We start from the raw sequence: 19,961 nt of genomic DNA on the forward strand, positions 1-19,961 counted from the left end.
TCCGGGATCATTATTTTTGATGATGTTCGAATTATTTCTCTTTAGTAACAAGTAGCACACACTCTCTCCACCCTGACGCCCAAATCCAAAACAAACATCCCGTTGATTTCGAAAATGATATGTTATAACGTTTCATTATCGATGGGAAGATGAACAGCTTAGGTGATGGAGTTTCTATGCAAGCAACGAAGCTACCAATGGAGTGTGAAAATCTGAATGAGATCCGCCAAGGTATCGATTCCATTGATCGCGAGATCATCAGGCTGTTGCAGCGGCGTATGGGGTATGTTTTGTCAGCAGCCCAGTTCAAGCCGGATGAAACGAGTATTCCTGCTCCAGACCGGGTTGCGGAGATGTTGATTGACCGCCGTCGTTGGGCTGAGAAAGAACAACTTTCCGCAGATTATATAGAGCAGCTTTTTACCGGGATTATTCACTGGTTTATCACTCAGCAAAAGCTGCATTGGCGCGCTGAGCGCGGCTTGCCAGTTGAGGAAGGTGTATGAAGGGCCGCTCTAAATATGCTGGCCTGGAAGCCTGTTTGCAGGAAGCCAAGTCCAGGGTAAGCCAGGGACAGCCAGAGGTTCTGGCATCGTTTTCATCTCCATGTCATAGACGCAACCCAATAGGGTTGTTTGCCTCCGGCTATCAGCATGAAAGGTTCGCGTCTCTGTGGGGTGTGTCCTCTAGAGATGAATATGCTGTGACCTTTGGCTCTGCCTGTGAATTTAGTTGTGCCCCAGGGGAATCTTGGTCTGAAATCCAAGCCAATTGGCAAAAATTGATGTCCTCCGCTGTGGTAAGCGGGGGGCATCGGCCGGTTTTGTGTGGTGGGTTTGCTTTTGATAGCCAAAAAGATTCCTCATCCTTGTGGCAAGACTTTCCCGCAGGGGCGCTTACGTTGCCCGAGTTGGCCCTTTACTGTGAAGGGGATCGCAGTTATCTGGTAATGAATTTTATCGTTACCGATCAAACAGAATGCAATCAGACTGCGGAGCGGGTGAAGGCGCGGTGGCAGCATATTTTGTCTCGTAGCTCTGACCTTTCTGCGAATGACAATTTGTTTTCGGTGGAGTCTGATTTTAGCCAAAATTATGCAGGCCAAATGGCTTGGCAGCAGCGTGTAGTAGGCGCGGTCGAATCAATCAAGCGCAACGAATTTCAAAAAGTAGTACTCGCTCGTTCTGAATCACTGAACGCGGATTGCTGCCCGGGAAGTATTCTCGGATATTTACAAGAATCTTACCCCGATGCCTATTTGTTCGCCTTTTCCCGCGGAAAAAGTTGCTTTATTGGGGCTTCGCCTGAGCGCTTAGCGGCTGGCAAAGACGGGCGTATCAGTACCGTTGCTTTGGCCGGTAGCGCACCACGGGGAAAAGACCCGGCAACTGATTATAAATTGGGAATATCTCTGCTCGACAGCGATAAGGATCGATTTGAACACGACCTGGTTGTTCAACATCTGCTTTCTATTTTACGCAAATACTGCCATAGCGTAGCGGAACCAGAACCGCCCCAGCTCTGCAAATTAAAGCAAATTCAGCATTTGCTTACGCCGCTGGAAGGCTTTGTGAAAGATGGCATAAATCTATTGGATATCTTATCGGATTTACACCCCAGTGCTGCGGTGGGAGGCCTGCCGAGGAAAAAAGCACTGAAGTATATCCGTGAAAATGAAGGCCTGGATCGCGGCTGGTATGCCGGACCTGTTGGTTGGCTCAATGCCGAGGGGGAAGGGGAGTTTGCTGTTGCACTGCGGTCTGCACTTTTCACCCCGGGCAAGGTGACACTATTTGCCGGTTGCGGCCTGGTTGAAGCCTCCCTTCCTACCCACGAGTATCGTGAAAGTTGCATCAAAATGCGTGTTATCCGAGACGCAATAAGGAGCGTATCTCTTGTCGCCGAAGCCGCAGAATAAATCAGAGCCAATCAGTCCGGCCAGTTTGTTAAAGGATTTAGTTTGTCAGGCTATTGATGCCGATATTAATGGCATTCATCCGCAGGCTGACTTAATTGCACTGGGGCTCAACTCAGTACAAATCATGAAGATAGCTGGTCAATTAAGGCAGAAAAAGATCAAAGTAAAATTTGCTGATCTTATTGCAGTGCCTCAATTAGAAGCCTGGCTTTCTCTACCTCAGTTGGTTACTGGAACTGAAGAAAGTACCAGTGAACATTTATCTGTGCCGGGAGCCTTTGATGAAGGCACTCCCTTTGATTTGGCACCGATGCAACATGCCTATTGGATTGGACGAGACCCGAACCAATATTTAGGGGGTGTAGCCGCACATTTTTATCATGAGTTTGATGGCCAGGATGTAGTACCTGATCGATTGGAACAGGCTGTGCGCTCCCTATTCGAGCGGCATGGGATGCTGCGTGTTCAAATCCTCGATGATGGTCGACAGCAGATTCCCGTAGAAGTGAGCTGGCCCGGTTTAAAGGTTCATGATTTCAGGCATCAGGCTGCCGCAGAAGCGGAGCAGAGTCTTATCGCTGTTAGGGAGCAACTCTCCCATCGGCAGCTGGATATATCGCAGGGCGAGGTTTTTGATGTACAGCTCTCATTGTTACCTGCGGAATTAAAAGCTGGCGGCACACGCCTACATATTAATCTGGATATGGTAGCTGCAGATGCCTTTAGTCTGCGCGTGTTACTGAATGACTTGGCCAAGCTCTACCTGGAACCAGAGCAGTCCCTGGTACCGCTTAATTACAGTTATCCGCGCTACCAGGCTGACCGCAGCGCTCTTCACTCAAAGGAAGAGCGCCGAGCTGAGAAGCAGCAGGCCAAAGAACACTGGCAGGGTCGCCTGGCAGATTTGCCCGGTGCCCCTCAGTTGCCAACCACAATAGGCGCTGAGTCTAAAGATACTCGTCGAGTTGTTCGGCGTCACTATAGCTTGTCTGCTGACCAGAAAAACCAGCTAGCGGAACTTGCGAGCCGTCACGGTATTACTTTATCCATGACCCTGGCAGCGGCGCTTGCTGAAGTGCTCACTGTCTATAGCGAAGAGTCAGACTTCCTGCTGAATCTCCCCCTGTTCGACCGGGAATCCCTGCACCGGGATGTCAACTCCCTGGTAGGAGACTTTACTTCTTCGATCTTGCTTGCCTGGCAGGGCAGCCAGAGTGGAACCTTCGTTGAGCGTGCGCAGCATTTACAACACAACTTCCGTCAGGATGTAGCGCACGGGAGTTACTCTGGCGTAGAGGTGCTGCGTGACCTTAGCAGACAACAGGGGCAAACGGTGTTTGCGCCGGTTGTCTTTACCAGTGCGCTTGGGCTGGGTGAATTATTTGGCGAGTCAGTTCGGAGTGCCTTTGGAGATGTCAATTGGATTATCTCCCAAGGGCCACAAGTGTGGCTGGACGTACAGGTTATGGAGCTCAAAGGCGGCCTGTCTGTAAACTGGGATGCGCGGGAAGCTGCTTTTGCTCCCGGCGTTCTGGATGGCATGTTTGCGGCCTTTACGCAGTTACTGGAATGCCTGATCGGTAGCCCGGAATTCTGGGCCCAGCCGATACCATCGCTGCTGCCAGCGGAACAAAAGCAGCAGCGCCAGCAGGTAAATTCCACAGCCAAGCCATACCAGCCTCACCAATTACATGAACATTTTTTTAGCAATGCCAAAAACTGCCCAGAAGCAGTGGCTCTCTATTGGAGCGGTGATCAAATCCGTTACGGGGAGTTGGCCCACAGTGCTTTGGCGATGGCCGCGTATTTACAGCTTCAAGGTGTTGAGCCCGGTGATTTGGTCGGTATTTTATTACCCAAGGGGCCGGAGCAGATTATTGCAGCCTTGGGCGTATTAGCGGCAGGAGCGGCTTATCTGCCACTGGGTATAGACCAGCCACCGTTGCGTAGAGAGCGCGTACTGAAACTTGCTGGAGCCAAGCTGGTTATAGATAACTTGTCTGTGCTCTCCGGTGTCGCGCCTTTATCCCAGCCTGTTGTGGGACAGGCAAAAGATCTCGCCTATACCATTTTTACCTCTGGCTCTACCGGTGAACCCAAGGGCGTCGAAATTAGTCACGGAAGTGCCTGGAACACCATAGCGGACATTAACGCGCGCTTTTCGGTTAACGAAAATGATCGCGTGCTGGCCGTATCGGCATTGGATTTTGACCTTTCCGTTTACGATATTTTTGGGCTCTTGTCCGCCGGCGGTGCATTGGTATTGGTTGAAGAGGAATCCCGGCGGGATGCTGAGCGCTGGCATCAGCTGGTGTGCCAGCATGGCGTTACTGTGTGGAATACGGTGCCGGCGCTTTTGGATATGCTGCTGACCACGGGTGGTAATACCCCAGCTGGGGAGCTGCGCCTGGTATTAAATTCTGGCGACTGGATCAGCCTCGACCTGCCGGAACGATTAAAGCGCGTAAACCCAGGTTGCCGCTTTATCGCTTTGGGCGGCGCCACCGAAGCTTCTATTTGGTCGAACAATTTTGAAGTCAAAGAAGTTGATTCCTCTTGGCGATCTATTCCCTATGGTTACCCTTTGGCCAACCAGCAATTCAGAGTGGTGGATGCCCAGGGGCGTGATTGCCCCAATTGGGTGACAGGGGAGTTGTGGATCGGTGGTGCTGGCGTTGCCTTGGGGTATCGCGGTGCTCCCGGTATCACCGCAGCCCGTTTTGTGACAGATGAAGGTAAGCGCTGGTACCGCACCGGAGACTTGGGCCGCTACTGGCCGAACGGGTGCCTGGAGTTTTTGGGCCGCGCCGATAACCAGGTCAAGGTGCGCGGACACCGCATTGAACTCGGTGAGATTGAAGCGGCACTGACTGCGCACAAAGGGATTGCGCAGGCGGTCGCACTGCTGACTCAGCGGGGTGTGGTTGCGGTTGTCGTTCTGGAATCCAAATTATCGCAAGGGAATATAAATCCAGAAAAGTGCTTTGTTGATTTGCAGCAGTTGCAGGAACCTTTGAACGATTTGCGGGAGTTCCTGAGTCAACGATTGACCAGCGCCATGTTGCCCAGTGAGCTTTGCTGTCTCGCTGAAATACCGCTTACCGCCAATGGCAAAATTGATCGCGGCGGTTTACAGCAGTTTGCCGATGAATCCCTGTCGCAGCACCAGGCAAAGCAGAACCCACCGCAAGGTAAATTAGAGCAGCAGGTGGCTGCCGCCTGGTGCAAATTCCTCGATGTTACCGATATAGCGCGGGACGATAACTTCTTCGCACTTGGGGGTGACTCCCTGTTAGCAACCCGTGTTGTGCGAGACCTGCGCGAGTCTGGCTTTGAAGGTGTCACACTGTCGGAATTATTTAGCCAGCCAAGCCTGGCCGACTTTGCTGCGACATTAGTTCAAGACCCACCTGAGAACCTACAGCCAAATAAAGGCACTACCGAAATTGCTGCTACACCCTGGCAATCAAATAAGGCCAATCGGTACGCCGCTTTTGAACCTACCGATGTCCAACGGGCCTATTGGCTGGGAAGGGACCCAGAATTTGTTTTGGGTGGTATCGGTTGTCACTTTTATCGCGAATATGACGTTGTTGATCTCGATCTGGAGCGCTTGGAATCTGCGCTAAATGCCATGATTGCCCGCCATGAAATGCTGCGGGCTGTATTCGACAGCGAAGGTCGACAGCGCGTCCTTGCCAATGTGCCGAGATTTTCCATCGATGTTACAGAGGTAGACAGCGATCCAGCTTCTGCTTTTGCGCAACTGCGACAGGAGTGCGCGGAGCAGGTGTTTGAGCCCAGCCGGTGGCCACTGTTTGATGTCCGTGCTGTGCGCTGTGGGCGCAATACCCGATTGGCTATCGGTTTGGATAATTTGATTCTCGATGCCTTCAGTATTCTGCTGTTTTATCGTGAGTTAAATATTCTTTATCAAAGCCCTGAAACCCATCTACCTTCTATCGAACTCTCTTTCCGCGACTATGTGCGCAATGTATTGCCGCAAACTACCGCAGTATTTGATAGTGATCTTGCCGAAGGTCCCCTGGCTGCCGCAAAAACATTTTGGCAGCACAAATTATCAGAGCTACCCCCCGCGCCCCAATTACCCATTGTTCGGGAGCCGGCATCCATTGAACGGCCGCATTTCGTGCGTCATCAACAGCATATCGACAAGAGTACCTGGCAAAGCCTGGTTGCACGTGCTGCTGAACAGGGAATCACGCCTTCGAGTCTGCTTCTAACCGCATTTGCCGAAGTGCTTAGCCGCTGGAGCAGTCGCCCTGATTTGAGCCTGAACCTTACCTTATTCGACCGCCGTGAGATTCACCCGGATATTTATCGGGTAATGGGCGACTTTACCTCTTTGACCCTGGTGGGTTACCGGCCAGAAGCCAGCGACAGTTGGTTGGCAAGAGCGCGAAAAATACAAGGGGAAGTTGGTGCGGCCCTGGAGCACCGTGATATTTCCAGTGTCAGCTTGATGCGGGAGTTAGCTCGCCGGCAGAGTGATGCGGACGCCACAATGCCTGTGGTATTCACCAGCGCCCTGGGTATTCCCGGTGGTACAGCGGCTCCCGAAAATGGGCCTCTGCGAGAACCCATCTGGGCTTTGACACAGACACCGCAAGTCTGGCTGGATCACCAGGTGGTCGAGGTAGAGGGCGGTGTTTATTTAAATTGGGATGTGGTCGAAGCACTGTTCCCCGAGGGAATGTGCGCAGAGATGTTCCAAGCCTATATCGGTTTGCTCCATTGGGCGGGTAGTGCCGAATGGGATTTGATGCCCCCGGATTTATTACCTGATTCTCAACGGGGAAAAAGAGCCCAGCTTGAGAAGCGCACTGCAATTGACTTCGCGGATAATTTATCCCAGCGATTTTTCCAGCAGGCAAGGGATAACCCCCAGAGCACCGCTTTGTATTGGGGCGACGGAATTTCTTTGAGTTATGGCGTCCTGGCAGAACGCGCCCTGCGTATTGCCGCTTGGTTGTTGGAAAGCCAGGTTTCTTTGGCGGAGGTGGTCGCCATTAACCTGCCGAAAGGGCCCGACCAGATTGCCGCTGTTTTGGGGGTACTCGCAGCGGGGGCCGCTTATTTGCCCATTGGTATCGACCAGCCTCAGGCCAGGCGAGACTCAATGTTGCGCCGGGCAGATGTAAAAATTGTACTCGACAAAAATACAATTCAGCTGGCCTATCAATTTGCACCTATTGCCGAACCGATTGATACCAATCCGGAACAACTGGCCTATATCATTTTCACCTCTGGCTCTACCGGCGAGCCCAAGGGAGTTGAAATCAGCCACGGTGCCGCCTGGAACACGATAGCGGATATCAACGAACGCTTTTCTGTTACCGCCATGGATCGCGTGCTCGCTGTATCAGCCCTGGATTTTGACCTCTCTGTTTACGATATTTTCGGATTGCTATCGGTGGGCGGTGCGCTGGTATTGATTGATGAAAAGGATCGGCGGGATGCCGAGCGCTGGCATCAACTGGTATGTCGATATGGCGTTACCCTCTGGAATACAGTACCGGCGCTACTGGATATGTTGCTCACTGTCGGTGCCGATACGCCGCCGGGCGCATTGCGCTTGGTATTGAACTCCGGGGATTGGATTGCCCTGGATTTACCGCAGCGCTTAAAACAAATACAGCCCGATTGCCGTTTTATCGCACTGGGTGGTGCCACTGAAGCTTCTATTTGGTCCAACAGTTTTGAAGTAAAAGAAGTTGACCCAAGCTGGCATTCGATTCCCTATGGATACCCACTGGCCAACCAGCAATTTAGGGTGGTGGATACCCAAGGGCGCGATTGCCCTGACTGGGTTATAGGTGAACTGTGGATTGGCGGTGACGGAGTCGCCATGGGCTATCGCGCAGCACCAGAGTTAACCGAAACGCGCTTTGTCACTGTCAATGGTGAGCGCTGGTATCGCACAGGGGATCTTGGGCGCTATTGGCCGAATGCCTGCCTGGAATTTTTGGGACGTGCCGATAGCCAGGTCAAAGTGCGTGGCCATCGTATTGAGTTGGGTGAAATCGAAAGCGTACTTACTCGCCAAGTGTTTGTGCAGCAGGCCCTGGTGCTGGTTAATGCACAAAAGTTAGTTGCTGCCGTTGTGCTCGGGCCCCAGTGCCCAACAGATTTTAATACTGACGACCTACGGGAATACCTTCGCTCCCAGCTGCCTTCTTATATGGTCCCGGATTTCGTTGTGACTTTGCCGGAAATGCCCCTGAGTGCAAATGGCAAAGTGGATCGCGCTCTAGTTTTAAAGCAAGTAAATGCAGCAGAAAAGCCGGAACAACAGAAAGCCCCTGAACTGGCAACAGACAACGAACGCTTGGTGGCGCAGATTTGGCAGGAGCTTCTCAGCTTGCCAAAGATTAACCGCGATCAAAGTTTCTTCGAACTCGGTGGTGATAGTTTATTGGCGACCCGCTTTATTGACCGCCTAAAACAGCAGCACCGTTTGCTCCTTCCCCTCAGACGTTTATTTGCCTCTCCGAGACTGGCAGATGTTGCCGGTGCCCTAAGCACCATGGAACCGCCAGTGGATATTGATGCGGATATGGTGGAAGAGGGCGTGATATGAATTTGATAAGTAAATTATTTTTCAGCGATTGGACGGAGTTTTAACCCCATGACGGCTATGGAACTGATCGACGAACTACAAGGGCTTGGGGTTGAACTTTGGACCGAGTCTGAACAATTGCGTTTCCGCGCAGCCAAAGGCCTGCTGACCGAGCAGCACAAGCAAAGGTTACGGGAGCATAAATTACAAATTATTGAAATATTAAACGCTGCTCAATCAGGCGCTGGCAATGACTCTGGTTTGGGGGTGGTGGTCGAGGCCGACACAGAAAATCGGCATGAGCCTTTCCCTTTAACCGATGTACAGACTGCCTATTTGTTGGGGCGGCAAAATGCATTTGGCTATGGTGGCGTTGCCTGTCACGGCTACCTGGAGCTGGAATATCCCGGATTAAACCCAAAAGGTTTGCAGGAAGCCTGGAACCAGCTGATTGAGCGTCACCCTATGTTGAGGGCGGTTATTGAGCAGGAGGGATATCAGCGGGTCCTCCAGGAAGTGCCGCACTACCAGATGATCAGTCAGGACCTCACCGGCATGGATGAGGAAGCCTTGGAACTCGCCCTTAAATCGGTGAGAGATGAACTGGACCACCGTGTGTACACCATTGGTGAGTGGCCGATGTTCGAGCTGCGCCATACCCGCACGGATAAAGGACATATCGTACATTTCTCTATGGATGCACTGATCGCAGATTGGGCCAGTGCGGGCATACTGTTCAGCGAGCTTGATACTCTGCTAGCGAATCCCAGTGCCTCCCTACCTGCACTGGAAATTGATTTTCGCGATTACCTACTGGCCGAACGGAGTCTACTGGACAGCCAAGGCTACCAAAACGACCGTCGCTATTGGTTGGACCGCCTCGATCAACTACCGGCAGCACCTGAGCTACCGGTATTGCCGCCAGCCTCAGAAGCGGAATCTGTGCGCTTTAATCGCCATCACTACCGCTTGGATATTACCCATTGGCAGAAACTGAAGCAGCGAGCCGGTGCTGCTGGACTGACCGCATCAGTTGCCGTACTGGCTGCCTACGCCGGGGTATTGCAGCGTTGGAGTCGTCAGCCACGCTTCAGCCTGAGTCTTACATTATTAAATCGATTGCCCTTACACCCTCAGGTCAATCAGCTGATCGGGGACTTTACTTCGGTCAGTGTATTGGCGATTGATGATTCCACAGGAAAGTCCTTTCGCGATTGGGCGGCCAGTATCGGCGAGCAGCTGTTCAATGATATTGATCACCGCTTGTTCTCCGGCGTGGAATTACTGCGGGAGCTATCCCGTGCACGAGGACCCGAGGCCGCATTGATGCCGGTGGTATTTACCAGTGCTATTGGCCTGGGAGATACAGAAAAACCTGCCAGCGGTAGAGAGTCTGGCAGAGGAATTACCCAGACACCGCAAGTCACCTTGGACTGCCAGGTGAGAGATGACGCCGATGGTCTGGAAATCAACTGGGATGTGCGCCAGGGCGTTTTTCCATCGGGCCTGGTGGAAGATATGTTCGTGGCATTTACCGGCTTGTTGAATGAGCTTTCCACGAGTGGCGATAGGCAATGGCTGAGTACATCTCCGGTTTCTTTACCCGAGTGGCAGCAACAGGAGAGATATCAGGTTAATCAAACCGATGGACCTGTTCCTTCAGCGTTATTGCATCAGGGCATTTTTGCCCAGGCAGCGGCGACGCCGGAAGCTACCGCCATTATTGATTGCAATGGCAGTGTCAGTTATGGCGACTTGGCAAAAAAAGCGGCGGGCATCGCCAAAGCCCTGGCCAAAGAAGGTTTCCAGCTGGGTGGCCGCGTTGCTATCGCAATGCCGAAAGGGCGAGAGCAAATAGCGGCGACCCTCGGTGTGCTTTTGGCCGGTGGAATCTATTTGCCACTTGACTCGGCACAACCGGAAATACGCCTCAATAAATTGTTGCTCAGTGCAGAGGCGGAATATGTCCTGACACTCAGTGACCTCGCCAACCAAATTAAGTGGCCGTCAGAAGTGCAGGTGATCAGTGTCGATAGCCTGGCTCCTGAAACTGAAATTCCGGTGGCCAGCAACGGCGACCCGGAGCAGCTCGCTTACGTTATCTATACGTCCGGTTCTACCGGCGATCCCAAAGGCGTGATGATTAATCATCGGGCCGCTTTGAATACGGTGCTGGATATTAATCGCCGTTTCGAGGTGGGCCCAAGCGATCGTATTTTGGGGCTGGCCCAACTCAGTTTTGATTTGTCGGTCTACGATATTTTCGGCCCCTTGGCAGTGGGTGCGACTTTGGTATTGACCGATCCGGCCCGTGGCGCAGACCCTTCGCACTGGGCGGAGGTCATGGATGAGCACCGGGTGACATTGTGGAACTCTGTTCCTGCGCAGTTACAAATGCTGGCTACCTATTTGGATACAGAACCTCGTCCATTGTCTGAGTGGCGATTGGCAATGCTGTCGGGAGACTGGATTCCGGTTACTTTACCGGAACATATCCGGCGCCATGTGCCAGCACTCGACCTGATCGGTATGGGTGGGGCTACAGAAGCTGCGATTTGGTCCAATTATCACCGTATTGATCGGGTCGACTCTGCTTGGACCAGTATTCCCTATGGCGTGCCGCTGACGAACCAGGGCTTCAGGGTATTGGATAGCCAATTGCGCGATGCCCCTGTGTGGGTAGCGGGTGAGCTGATGATTACTGGCCTCGGATTGGCCGATGGTTATCTCGGTGATGCGGCGCTCTCTGAACAGAAGTTCTTTTCTCATCCGGTGGATGGCCAGCGCCTTTACCGCACTGGTGACTTGGGCCGCTATTTACCCGGTGGTGAACTCGAATTCCTGGGCCGTGAAGACGGACAGGTAAAAATTCGCGGACACCGTATTGAGCTGGGAGAAGTGGAGTCTGCATTGCTGGCCCACCCCGCAGTGTCAACAGCGGCGACGGTGATTGAAAAGAAAGAGGGAGACTCGCGAGGGGATTTAAATCTGTTGGGTTTTGTGGAAAGCCGTCGCTTAGATGATGCAGAACCGGCGACTATTGATCCCGAGCTGGTGAATTCAGTGCGTCAGTTTGCGCACTATCAGGCTGGTGAGCCAGAAGCTGTCAGTGTCGGCGATTATGTGCAGGCACTTGAAAATGCATCCCTGTTATCGATGCTTCACGGTCTGGTGGAATTAGGGGCGTTTACAAATTGTGGGCAGGGATATAGTTCAGAAGAAGTTCTCTCCTTAGCCAAAGTACATGAAAAGCATCACTGGTTAGTGCGTGGTTGGTTGGACCTTCTCGTTAACGCAAAGCTGCTCAGCTTATCCACTGCCAGCTCCAGTACTGAGGAAAAATACACGCGAACCCAAGAAATTGATGCTTCCGCTGTTGATGCTGTGTGGAAGCGAGTTGAGCAGGGGATTGAAAGCGGCTTTTGTAATCGGGAATTCCTGCAATATCACCGGGATCATATCGAGTTATTACCGCAGTTATTATCGAATCAACAAAACCCATTTGAGTTGTTGTTCCCCCAAGGCGACCAGCAGGTGGCTTTGGCTCTCTATCGAGATGACCTTATCGCCCGCTATAACAATGCCGCCGCTGCCGCATTAATTAACCGTATTGCCGCCCAGAGCGATAGAGGGTTAAGGGTTCTTGAGCTGGGTGCGGGCACAGGGGCTACCAGCGCTTCTGTTATTCCTATGTTGGATGGATATGACGTCGATTATCTATTCACTGACATGACCGCCTTTTTCCTGACTGAGGCTCGCCGCCAATTTAAAGAGTGGCCTTGGGTACGCTTTGGATTAATGGATCTCAATACCGACTATCGCGCCCAGGGTTTGGCTCCTAATAGCGCAGATGTCATTTTGTGTGCAGGTATGCTCAATAGTACCCGAGATCCAGAGGCGGCTATTGCCAGTGCTGTTGAATTGCTGGCGCCTGGAGGCTGGTTAATCCTGACTGAGCCAACGGTGGATCACGCCCATATCTTACTCACCCAGGGCTTTATGATGGACCCGGCGGGTGATGATCGCGCTTGTGGTGCGACCAAGTTCCTTTCTATCGGGAAATGGCAGTCGCTGTTGAAAGCCAATGGAGCCGGACAGATTCTTTCCCTGCCTGAAGATGACCATCCTTTGTCTGCGTTCGGCATGAATCTACTGGCCGCGCAGATGAAAACTGACAGACAGGATTTGAGTGCCAGGACACTGCGGGACTTTTTAGCGAATCGGTTGCCCGCACATATGGTGCCCGCACATTTGCAAGTTCTCGACCAACTGCCGCTCACCGCCAATGGCAAGATCGATCGCAAAAAACTGGCTGGTTGGCGTCCAGCAACGGGGGATACGCAAGAGGCTGCGGACTCAGAGCAAATGGACCCACTGGAAACTGCTCTGTGCAAACTCTGGGCGAATGCGTTGGGTCTCGATAATGTCGGCCGCCAGGATAGCTTTTTTGATCTCGGTGGTGACTCGCTGATTATGGCGCGGGTTGCAGGGCGATTGCTGGAAGAAATTCCGGAAGCGAAACCTTTCACTTACGACGCCTTGTTGCGCCACATGCTCAACGGACCAACGGTTGCTGCATTGGCCAGAGCCCTGAGAGTTGAGCCGGATGCTGTTGCCGAGGGGCAGGAAGATACTGAGAGCGACACTTTGGTTGCCACTACCCGAGAGGGCAGCAATTCCTTGATGGTTCCTTTCAGTCATATAGGCGAGGGTAAAGGGGCATCTAAAGAAGGGGCGCCGGTACGGATTATGTTCCATGCAGCCCTGGGTACCCTGGATTATTTCCAGCACTTGGGCAAAGCGCTTGCGGCTCAAGATCTGGGTCCAGTATTTGGGATTGCGGTAGCGAATACGGAAGAGTATTTGTCGATCGATGCAAAAGAATTAATCGAGCGCACTGCCGACGATTACGCCCAGCGAATAATTGACGAGGGCTACCAGCGCTGCCAGTTAATTGGTTACTGCCTGGGTGGTCTGCTGGCGACGGAAGTTTCGCGGAGATTGCTGGAGCGCGGGGTCGATGTGATTGACCTGAGCCTGATCGACAGTATCCCAATGTTTGTCGATACCGATGAAGAGCTGGCTTTCGAAGCGATTTTTGCCCCCAACCTAAATCTCGACCCAGTAAAAGCGGTATTTGGTGAGCATATCGAGAGCGAAGATATTTCCCGCGCGATCGAGACCTTAATGCAGAAACACAACGGTCGTGTTCCCGCCGGTGCAATGGCAGAACTCGATGGTGATGCTGGGCTTAAAGCGGTAGCGGAAGCCGTGCGACAACGCTCTGAACTCACTCAGGAACAGCGCCTGGCCAGTTATACCGAAATGGCCTCTGCCCAAGCGGGTGTGCCGGTCGAAGCCGCGATGATACCGGGGCTTTTCCGGGTGTGCCGACACAGTATGCGCGCTGCCTGTTTTGACCTGCCTCCCTATATTGGCGATATGACCTACTTGCGCTGCCAGGAAGAGCAATCCTTCGGTGTCACTGCCGGCGTAGGCCATATGGCTGCGCCTTATTGGCAGGATGTTTGTCTGGGGGATTTTGAATTAATCGATGTACCGGGCAATCACTTCAGCGTGATGGAACCGCCGCAGGTTGCCACTGTCGTCGAGCATTTGGCAAAACCATTACAGCGCGGTAAAGCGGGCGAATAGATGGCTGAGCACATTTTGCCAAATTCTAACTTGCGAAAGCACAACCTACGGGAACTGATGCGTCCATTTCGTAGCCTCGTGTGGCTGGGGGTGGTGCTCGGTGCCTGTGGTGCGCTCACTTCACTGATTCCTTTTATCGGTATCGTTGAGCTGGCTCGCCTGTTCCTAGCGCCCGATATCAGTGATATCGCCGATGCGATTATTCCTGTTGTGTTCGCGATAGTTGCCGGGCTGGCGATGGGCTGGATTTGCACCGTAATCGGTTTGTGGTTAACCCATATTGCCGACCAGCGTATGCAGGCGGAACTGCGACGTGCCCTGGTGCGGAAATTGGGGCAGGTGCCTCTGGGTTGGTACAGCGAGCACACTTCCGGTGCGGTGCGCAAGGCCGTGCAAGATGATCTCGATGATCTCCACCATATGGTTGCGCATCATCAGGTGGAGTTGGCCACTGCGTTTGCACTGCCGCTGGCGGGCTTGGGCTACTTATTCTGGCTCGACTGGCGCTTGGCCCTGTTAGCGGTAGTTACCCTGCCAATTTACCTGGTGTCCTACGCCTGGATGATGCGTGGCTTCGGGGAAAAAATGCAGCAGCTGGATAAGGACTTTGGCCGGGTCAGTGCTGCGATTGTTGAATTTGTCCACGGTATTGCGGTGGTCAAGGTTTTCTCCCAAACCGGTCGCGCCCACAGGAATTACCAACAGGCCGTGGAAGATTTTAGTCGCCGTTATACAAGCTGGGTTACACCGCTTGTGCGTCTGGAGGCAGTCACCTCTCTGGCCCTGTCGGTGCCGGTCATCATGTTGGTGAGTCTGGGAGGGGGCGCCTGGTTGGTAGTGAATACAGGCATTCAGCCAATCGATGTTCTTGCAACCACACTGATCGCGGTAATGATTCCTCAGACCATCCTGACTTTGAGCCAGGGATTAACCGCCCAACAAAAAGCCAAAGCAGCCGCAGCCAGGATTGACCAACTATTGGAGGTTGCGCCCTTGGCTGTTACCTCTGAACCCAAAGAGCCCAAAGATGCAGGGCTGCTCTTTAAGCAGGTCAGCTTTGCCTATACCCAGGATCGGCCGGTATTAAGCGATATTACTTTGCGCTGTCGCCCCGGCTCGATCACAGCTTTGGTTGGGAGTTCCGGTGCCGGGAAATCCACCTTGGCCAAGCTGGTTCCCCGTTTTTATGACGTGGCCCAAGGTGCTGTGCTTCTGGGAGACGTCGATGTCCGTGATATAGATCCGGACAATTTATATCGACATGTTGGCTTTGTACTTCAAGAGACCCAGCTATTGGGTGGCACTGTGGCAGATAACCTGCGCCTTGGGCGCCCGGATGCCAGTGACCAGGAGCTAGAGGATGCAGCGCGCAGTGCCTACATTCATGAACATATTTTAAGTTTCCCCCAAGGTTACCAGGCGGTTATTGGCAAGGATGCCTTTTTTTCTGGTGGAGAAGCGCAGCGCCTAAGTATCGCTCGCACGCTTTTAGCAGATGCCCCTGTGTTGATTTTGGATGAAGCCACAGCCCATGCAGATCCGGAGTCCGAAGCGCAAATTCAGCAGGCATTGTCCTGCCTGGTGCGCAATCGCACGGTACTGGTGATCGCCCATAAGCTGCACACCATCACCGGTGTCGACCAGATTGCGGTCCTGGACGGCGGCCGCTTGGTTGAATGCGGGAGTCACCGGCAACTGTTGGCTGAGGGCAAGCACTACGCAGAATTATGGCGTTTGTACAACAGTGCCGAACAGAGTGAAAAAGCAATGAGTGATGAGGCTCACGCTACTAGCGGGGTCTCATCATGATTCGCAGTTTGCTTGCCATTCTCGGACCTGCGCATCGCCGTGAAGTTGGCATTTATGCGGTATGGCTTCTCGCCTATGGGGTTTTGCAGGGAATCGCGGTGACACTTCTGGTGCCTCTGCTCAGTGCACTGTTGGCCTCTGAGATGCAGGCGGTTGGCTTTTGGTTGATCGCTCTGTTCTCGGTTGTTGCGATCGCCTGCGTTGCCCGTTACCAGCAAACCATTAAAGGGGCTGCGCTGGCCATTCTGGTATTGAAAACCCTGCACAATCGATTGGGTGAACACCTCTCTCAACTTCCTCTGGGTTGGTTTAACTCCGAAAAAGTGGGTCGTGTATCCCGCAGTGCAACCGGGGGCACCTTGATGGTGACCAATATCTTTGCACATTTGCTACCCCCTGTTGTCAGCGGCGTTGTCACTCCGCTTACCGTGGGGGTGGCGATGTTGTGGTTTGACTGGCGCTTGGGGCTGACCGCTTTGTTGTTTGTGCCCCTGATTTATATCGGCCATCGCTGGTCCTCCCAGTGGATAGGCGCCATGGAAACAGAAGTGGATGCTGCCGGTGCTCGCGCCAGTAGCCGGGTGGTGGAGTATGCCCGCAACCAAGCGGTACTCAGGTCTTTTGGCAAAAATGTCAGCGGTTATCCCCCGCTGGAAGAGGCGATTGCCGTGCAAAGCAGAGCCGCTGGGTCCATGTTACGGCAGACCTTCCCCCGTTTGTTTGCCGGTGGATTTATGGTGCAACTCGCCTTTGCCGCAGTGATTGCCGTGGGTATTTGGCTCACGCTCAATCAACAACTTCCCCCTATTGAATTGGTGGCTTTGCTAGCTTTGGCGGCCCGATTTACCGGTCCTCTGGCGGAACTCGCCGGGCGCAGTGGTCTGCTGCGCATGGCCGGTAATGATTTGCACAGACTGGCCGCTATCTTTTTTGAGCAGTCGCTACCTGAGCCATCCAGATCTCAGCCTTTTACCGAGCAGGGTGGGTTGGTTGAATTTTCAAATGTGAATTTTAGCTACGAGTCGGGGCAACCGGTATTAAAGGATCTTTCCTTTAGGGTTTCTCCGGGTACCACTACAGCGATAGTCGGTGCATCAGGCTCGGGTAAAACCACCATCACCCGTTTGTTATTGCGTTTTTTTGATACCGACCAGGGCCAGGTAAAAGTGGGCGGGGTGGATGTGCGGCAACTGCGCACAGAAGACCTGATGCGGCAGATCTCTATCGTTATGCAGGATGTGTATCTGTTCAGCGACACCCTGGAAGCGAATATTCGCTTGAGCTGTCCCGAAGCCAGTCAGGAAGAACTGGAACGTGTGGCGAAACTGGCTGGCGTGGATGAGATTATCGAGCGTTTGCCCCAGGGATGGCAGACGCAGGTAGGTGAGGGGGGCGCTGCACTTTCTGGTGGCGAACGCCAGCGGGTTTCTATCGCCCGTGCCCTATTAAAAGCTGCACCTATTGTTGTGCTGGATGAAGCAACAGCAGCACTCGATCCGCGCAATGAAAAGTACCTGAACAGTTCCCTGCAGCAATTAAAACAAGGGTCCACTGTCATTGTGATCGCCCATCAATTATCCACCATTATGAACGCGGATCAAATAATCGTACTTGAAGAAGGTGCGGTGGCTGAAGTTGGCAATCACCGCAAGTTGTTATCCCAGCAGGGTCTGTATGCACATTTTTGGCAACAGCGCAGTCAAGCTACTGGCTGGCGTTTGGTTGAGTCCGATATGGAGGTAAGCCTATGACAATTGCGATTTTAGGTGGTTATGGCGATGTGGGTGCAGCGGTTACCGGTTATTTACAGTCCCTCGAGTTGGGTGCTATGCGTATCGGTGGTCGCAACGCACATAAACAGCCGCTATCCAGTGATTCGGTAATTTCTTATCAGACGGTGGACTACCTGGATGCAGCCTTACTGGATCAGTTTGTATCTGGCTGCGAGGTTCTGATCAATTGTGCAGGACCTTCACATTTAATTGGCGACAGGGTTGCCAAAGTTGCGGCACAAGTGGGAGCAGCCTATATCGATGTTGCTGGCGATGAAGCCCTCTATGAGCAACTCGATGGATCCTATTACCAGAGCCATGGACTGACCGCAGTTTTATCAGCCGGCTTACAGCCGGGGCTCAGTAGTCTGCTACCACGCTGGCTGGCAGAGCAGGAGTTTTCACAGGTAGAGAGCCTGATCAGCTATTTCGGCCTGCGCGACCGGTTTACCGATGTCGCTGCCGATGATTATTTACAAGGTGCCAACGAACAGCACAGCAAACCTTTAGCGGCTTGGCGTAAAGGTTGCAGGGTGAATGGTGTGCTGAAGCGCCGCTCTGATGTGGAACTGCCGTTTTTCCCAGACACAGCCACTGTTCTCCCCTATTTAAACAGTGAAAGCGAGCGTTTGGCCCGGGACTTATCCCTCTCTGAAGGCGATTGGTATAACGCGATTACCGGCTCTCATATCTTGTCGGCATTTAATAGCGCCCATGGTTTGAGCCGCGACGAAGCGCGGGCAGCGCTGTGTCGGGCCAGTGCGCTGGATCTGGCGGGGCGCCATCCTTATGTGGTCATGCTTTTGCAGATTACCGGTAAATACAGCGGGCAAGAGCGCACTCGCACGGCGGCGTTGCGGGGTACCGGTAATGCAGATCTAACAGCAGCAGTAGCCGCAGTTACCACTTTGGCTGTACTTCGCGATGAAATCCCAGCGGGTTGTCACTACTGCGCCCAAATATTGCCGCCGGCATCAGCGATGGAGCGTATGTCGGAGATTGGGGCATTCAGTTTTTTAACCACCCTGGAAACAAGTATTGAAGATATGGTGTGCCTTGAGGAGGGAGCCATTTGAAAAACCTAACACCTCCAACTGCCAATACCGTCCATGAGGCTGGGCTGGCAGCTCTACCCGCTGAGCTGACGGTAGACAGTGGTTTGGCGCAACTGCCTGCTGCAATGCAGAGGCTGGAATTCATCAGCCTGCGGGCGATTATGGAGTTGCTTTCTTCCAGCGGCGCATTGACTCCTGATAATGCCGTGCGCAGCAGTGACGAAATTATTAATACGTTGGGTGCCGCCTGCCGACACCACTGGCTGGTTCGCCGTTGGCTGGTGGCCTTGGTTGAACGGGAGTTTTTGAAGCTCAGTAATGGCTACTACTCCTGGGAGCAAATTCCCGAGAGTGCAGCTGGTGCAGATAAATTACCGGAGGCCTACGATGCGTTGGGGTTTCCCCCCGAGATGGCTCAGTCTCACCAAAAGCTCCTCACGCATTTGGCGGAGCTGGTGCGAGATCAGGTCTCCATTAATCAACTGCTGTTCGAGAATGGAGAAATACTAACCGCATTGGCCGCCTACCAGAACAACTGGTTTACGACTTATCTCAATTATGCGGCGGCAAGCATTGTAAAACAGGCTGTTAAACCCGGTCCTATGTTAAGAGTGCTCGAATTAGGCGGTGGAGCGGGTCTAACCACTGCTGCAATTTTAGATACTCTGGCTGGCAGGCCGATTAATTATCGTTTTACGGATATATCGCCTCTATTCACCACTGCTGCCCAGAAGAAATTTCGCAATCACATCGGTTTGCGTTGCAGCCTGCTAGATATCAATGCGGATTTCACTGCGCAGTCAATCCCTGCAGCCAGCACCGACATTGTTGTGGCTGGCAATGTTTTGCACAACGCTGCTCATATTGGCCAGAACTTACAGCGTATTCGTCGTTCTCTGGTCACCGGTGGCTGGCTGTTGTTTAGCGAATCCACTCGGGAAAACCATGCCATGTTAACGGCAATGCAGTTTCTTCTTTCCCCCGCAGAATCGGAGTCGTTGCTGGGGAGTGAAGACCGGAGAGGAGGAACCGACCAGGTGTTTATCGACAACACAGCATGGCAGGAAGAACTGGTTGTGGCCGGCTTTGAAGTTAAGTGCTTCTTACCTGCATCTACATCGCCATTATCGGTCGCGGGTCAGACTCTATTTTTTGCAAAAGCTGTTTAAGGG

Annotated in this window: 8 protein-coding genes; all 8 read left to right on the top strand. The window is 52.9% G+C overall.

Features of this window, described 5'->3' with window-relative positions; translation table 11 throughout:
* Window positions 1–176: 176 nt before the first annotated feature.
* Genes ACJJIQ_RS07535 through ACJJIQ_RS07570 form a run of 8 tightly spaced genes read left to right on the top strand, consistent with a single transcriptional unit; the run spans window position 177 to window position 19,958 of the window.
* Entirely contained in the window at window positions 177–506 is a 330-nt protein-coding gene (locus ACJJIQ_RS07535; protein ID WP_444900718.1) for an isochorismate lyase, read from the top strand.
* Window positions 503–1,918: an isochorismate synthase gene (locus ACJJIQ_RS07540; RefSeq protein ID WP_445361793.1), complete on the top strand. Its 1,416-nt coding sequence runs from the start codon at window positions 503–505 to the stop codon at window positions 1,916–1,918. Before ACJJIQ_RS07535 ends, ACJJIQ_RS07540 begins: the two co-directional genes overlap by 4 nt.
* Window positions 1,896–8,519 carry a non-ribosomal peptide synthetase gene (locus ACJJIQ_RS07545; protein WP_445364193.1) on the top strand — a complete coding sequence of 2,208 codons (6,624 nt, stop codon included), beginning with the start codon at window positions 1,896–1,898 and terminating at the stop codon, window positions 8,517–8,519. The genes ACJJIQ_RS07540 and ACJJIQ_RS07545 overlap by 23 nt, the downstream gene beginning before the upstream one ends.
* A 48-nt stretch (window positions 8,520–8,567) precedes the next feature.
* The gene (locus ACJJIQ_RS07550) at window positions 8,568–14,153 is read left to right on the top strand and encodes a non-ribosomal peptide synthetase (protein WP_445364194.1); all 5,586 of its coding nucleotides are present in this window, start codon (window positions 8,568–8,570) and stop codon (window positions 14,151–14,153) included.
* A complete protein-coding gene (locus tag ACJJIQ_RS07555; protein WP_445364195.1) occupies window positions 14,154–15,962 on the top strand; it encodes an ABC transporter ATP-binding protein in 1,809 nt (602 codons plus the stop codon).
* The gene (locus ACJJIQ_RS07560) at window positions 15,959–17,713 is read left to right on the top strand and encodes an ABC transporter ATP-binding protein (protein WP_445364196.1); all 1,755 of its coding nucleotides are present in this window, start codon (window positions 15,959–15,961) and stop codon (window positions 17,711–17,713) included. Before ACJJIQ_RS07555 ends, ACJJIQ_RS07560 begins: the two co-directional genes overlap by 4 nt.
* Window positions 17,710–18,810 (top strand): saccharopine dehydrogenase family protein, encoded by a 1,101-nt coding sequence (locus ACJJIQ_RS07565; RefSeq protein WP_445364197.1) that lies wholly within the window; start codon window positions 17,710–17,712, stop codon window positions 18,808–18,810. The genes ACJJIQ_RS07560 and ACJJIQ_RS07565 overlap by 4 nt, the downstream gene beginning before the upstream one ends.
* Window positions 18,807–19,958: a class I SAM-dependent methyltransferase gene (locus ACJJIQ_RS07570; protein ID WP_445364198.1), complete on the top strand. Its 1,152-nt coding sequence runs from the start codon at window positions 18,807–18,809 to the stop codon at window positions 19,956–19,958. Before ACJJIQ_RS07565 ends, ACJJIQ_RS07570 begins: the two co-directional genes overlap by 4 nt.
* Window positions 19,959–19,961 lie beyond the last annotated feature (3 nt).

Source organism: Microbulbifer maximicatervae (SeqCode), assembly GCF_052468295.1.